Annotated in this window: 4 protein-coding genes; 3 read left to right on the top strand and 1 reads right to left on the bottom strand. The window is 60.4% G+C overall.

Annotation, left to right across the window (positions count from 1 at the left end):
- Positions 1-292 (top strand): hypothetical protein (locus KJ970_01210; protein MBU2689520.1); only part of this gene is annotated, 292 nt, incomplete at its 5' end.
- Positions 293-371: 79 nt separating this feature from the next.
- Here KJ970_01210 and KJ970_01205 read toward each other — a convergent pair.
- Positions 372-1,385: a hypothetical protein gene (locus tag KJ970_01205; protein ID MBU2689519.1), complete on the bottom strand. Its 1,014-nt coding sequence runs from the start codon at positions 1,383-1,385 to the stop codon at positions 372-374.
- A gap of 53 nt (positions 1,386-1,438) precedes the next feature.
- Here KJ970_01205 and KJ970_01200 point away from each other — a divergent pair, with 53 nt between their 5' ends.
- Together KJ970_01200 and KJ970_01195 are read left to right on the top strand one after the other, a co-directional pair.
- Positions 1,439-2,779 (top strand): recombinase zinc beta ribbon domain-containing protein, encoded by a 1,341-nt coding sequence (locus tag KJ970_01200; GenBank protein ID MBU2689518.1) that lies wholly within the window; start codon positions 1,439-1,441, stop codon positions 2,777-2,779.
- Positions 2,769-2,996, top strand: a complete 228-nt coding sequence (locus KJ970_01195; GenBank protein MBU2689517.1) for a hypothetical protein — start codon at positions 2,769-2,771, stop codon at positions 2,994-2,996. The genes KJ970_01200 and KJ970_01195 overlap by 11 nt, the downstream gene beginning before the upstream one ends.
- Positions 2,997-3,135 lie beyond the last annotated feature (139 nt).

Raw genomic sequence — 3,135 nt, 5'->3', positions numbered from 1 at the left:
GAGCCAGCACGATGTCGCGGTCGATCCCGTTTTCGTGGATGGGGAGTTCTTCGTGGGGTTTTGGGGGGATTGGCCTGAATTCCAGGAAGGCTGGTACTGCGCCGCGGACCTGAACGGACCGGGCGGAAAACCGCGAACGAAGATCGCACCCGGATTCCCACCGGCAGACGGCTGGCAAGATCCGAGCCTTTTCTTCGAGCCGACCCAATCGATGGGCATTGGGGCGTACGTCATCGAAATGGCGACGCCGATCGCGGAAACGACCTGGGGGCGGATCAAGAGCCTCTACTAGCCCGAGTTTACCGAGTTCGTTTGCTGAACGAGCCCAAAGCGAGTCGCAGCAGCGACTTGAGGTACTCTCATCCTGTGATCTAAGTCGGCAGATAGCGGCCCAGATGGAGGGCATTGAAGATCTTCTGAGCGAGCGGGTCGAGCTTCGAGTGTGTTGGCTGAGTCCGTGGGCGTCCGCGACCAGAAGAGAAGAGAACTTGGATCTCCTGGATGGTTTCGAGGGTTTCGAGCATTCGTTTGACGCTGAGGTGGATGTTTTTCCTTGAGAGTTCACAGCGCAGCAAGGCGCACAGCATGAGCGCGAGGACACACGTGAACGCGTGAACCTGCAGCTTCTGGTCGGTCCAGTGATGCGCGGGCCGGAAGCTGACGTAGTGCATGTCTTTCATCTGACGGAACGCGTTCTCGACGTGATGCTGGCCGCGATACGCCGTGACGATATCGGCGTCGCTCCAGTGATCGTTGTCAGTGAATAGAAGCGTTTTGCCGAGCCGGCGACGCTGAAGGCGCTTGTACGCGGTTCGATCAAAGCAATAGCGCAGAGTGGGAGTTGCGCTTTCCGCCTTGGTAACCGTGACCACGAAGAGGTCCTTCATGTGCTGGCCTCGGAGGATCGCGGACACCTTCTTCTCAACTGATGCAACCGTCGGTCGCCGTCCACGCCGCTTGCCCCGAAGCCATTTCTCATGAGAGTGCTGGTACTGCCGAAGCTTTTGCTGCCTCTTCGCGACCTCCCGATCGATGGTCCGAATCTGCGCCTGGAACAGCTTCTCGTTGTAGGTTACGAGGATGGTGAACGCGCGAGCGAGCAGGCGGTAGCGGTCGACGAGTTCAAGGACAACGGAGCGGAAGCTCGTCGGATCGTTGTGGTTTCCCGGATACAGGTAGTGGAACAGCGGCACCTCGAAGTCACCCGTGACCAACAACGCCAATCCCAGGATCCGAAGACTGCTACGCCCCTCCTTGCTCTTGCCGCACTGGGCAAGCGTCGAGCGAGAGTTGAAGGTATCGATGAAAGTGAAGAAGTTGGTCGCGTCATAAAAGAGACAACGTACGTCGAGGTCATACTCCTCAGCAGAGGCTGCTCTTCCCACGCCGGATCAAGGGAGGGTCAGGTCATGGGGAACTGATTTGGGGAAGCCTGGGAGTGCGGCGGGCGGTGCACCTTCTCCACAACCCACGGATGTCGGGAGCCTACGTCTACGGGCGTTTTCAGCATCGACGTGGACCGGAAGGGAGAGCGAGGAGGACCCGTCTGGGGCGAGAGCAGTGGATCTGCCTAATCCGCGATGCTCATCCTGGGTATATCACCTGGGAGCAATTCGAAGAGATCGAGCGGAAACTGGCGGAGAGCGCCCGGGCCTACGGTGCCGATCATCGTCATGGCCCCCCTCGAGAGGGGCCGGCGCTCTTGCAGGGTCTGGCCGTCTGCGGTCGTTGCGGGGGGCGGATGTCGGTTCGTTATCATCATCTTCCTTCCGGGCTCAAGCCCCAATACTTCTGCGTCAACCGAGGGCCCACGATGTCAGAATCACCGTGCCAGGTTATCGAAGGTGCGGTCATCGACGCCGCGGTGGGCGAGTTGATCATTCAGGTTTTCCAGCCATCGGCACTGGCTGTAGCCGTAGCGGTGCAGGAGGAGGTGCGGGCGCGGTTGGAGGAAGCTGACCGATACCGGCGGCGCGCGGTGGAACGGGCTCAATACGAAGCTGATCTGACGCGCCGGCGATACATGAAGGTGGATCCGGAGAATCGGTTGGTGGCGGATAGTCTGGAAGCAGAGTGGAACGAGAAGCTGCGGGCGGTGGAGCAGGCCCAGCGGGATTGTGAAGAGCAGCGGGCGGCCGATGAGTCGGTTCTGACCGAGGAAGCGAGGAAGAGGATCTCGAACCTGGCCGGGGAGTTCCCGGCCCTGTGGCGGGATACGCGGACCCCGGCCAAGGAGCGCAAACGGATGCTGGCTCTGCTCATCGAGGACGTGACGTTGCGCCGCGAAGAGACGATTTTTGTTCAGGTTCGATTCCGGGGAGGAGCGAATCGCACCTTGGAGATTCCTGTTCCCCTGAAGGCCTGGCAGAAGCGGTCGACCAATCCGAAGGTCGTGCGGCTGATCGATGAGCTTCTATCCGAGCATACGGACGCGGAGGTGGCGGAGGTCCTGAGAGGGCAGGGTTTGGTGACCGGGGCGGAGAACCCGTTTGCTGGGATCAACATCGCGTGGATCCGCACGCGATACGGGCTGAAGTCCTTCAAGCAGCGGCTCATCGATCGAGGCATGGTACCCATGGGACAACTCTGCCGGCGCTTTGGTATCTGCCGAGACACCGTTAGAGACCGGGAGCACCACGGCCTGGTGCAGGGGCGTCTGTGCAACGAGAAAGGAGAGTGGATGTTCGAGATCCCAAACGAAGAAAGCCTTCCAGCAAAGTGGCGGAAGCGCCACCGAAGGGGAGGGGACGTCACACCGGTGATGGGAGGTGCAGTATGAGAAGCGGGTCCTGCATGTCGACGCGCTGGCCTGCCCGCGCTGTTCCACATCCGCAGAGACGGTTCGCATGGTAGTCCTCACCTTCCTCACCGATCCGAAAGTGGTGGGGAAAATCCTCCGGCATCTGGGGCTTGCCGCCACTGCGCCAGCCCTCTCGCCGGCACGACCGTCGGATCCGCCGATTAATGTAAATGTTCCTATTTCCAGGATCGTGTAGGATGCTGCCTGATCGGGATTTCCGGTTGGGTTCGGGGGGAGGTATGTCTGGGAAGATCGATCGGAGCGCCTACTGCGCTGGGAAGACGCCATCATGGACCGGATGAGTGGGGATTCGCAGAGGGGACAGGTCAGGAAAG

Source organism: Candidatus Eisenbacteria bacterium, from assembly GCA_018831195.1.
Classification (GTDB): Bacteria; Eisenbacteria; RBG-16-71-46; order CAIMUX01; family JAHJDP01; genus JAHJDP01.
This window is presented reverse-complemented; position numbering and strand designations above follow the sequence as displayed.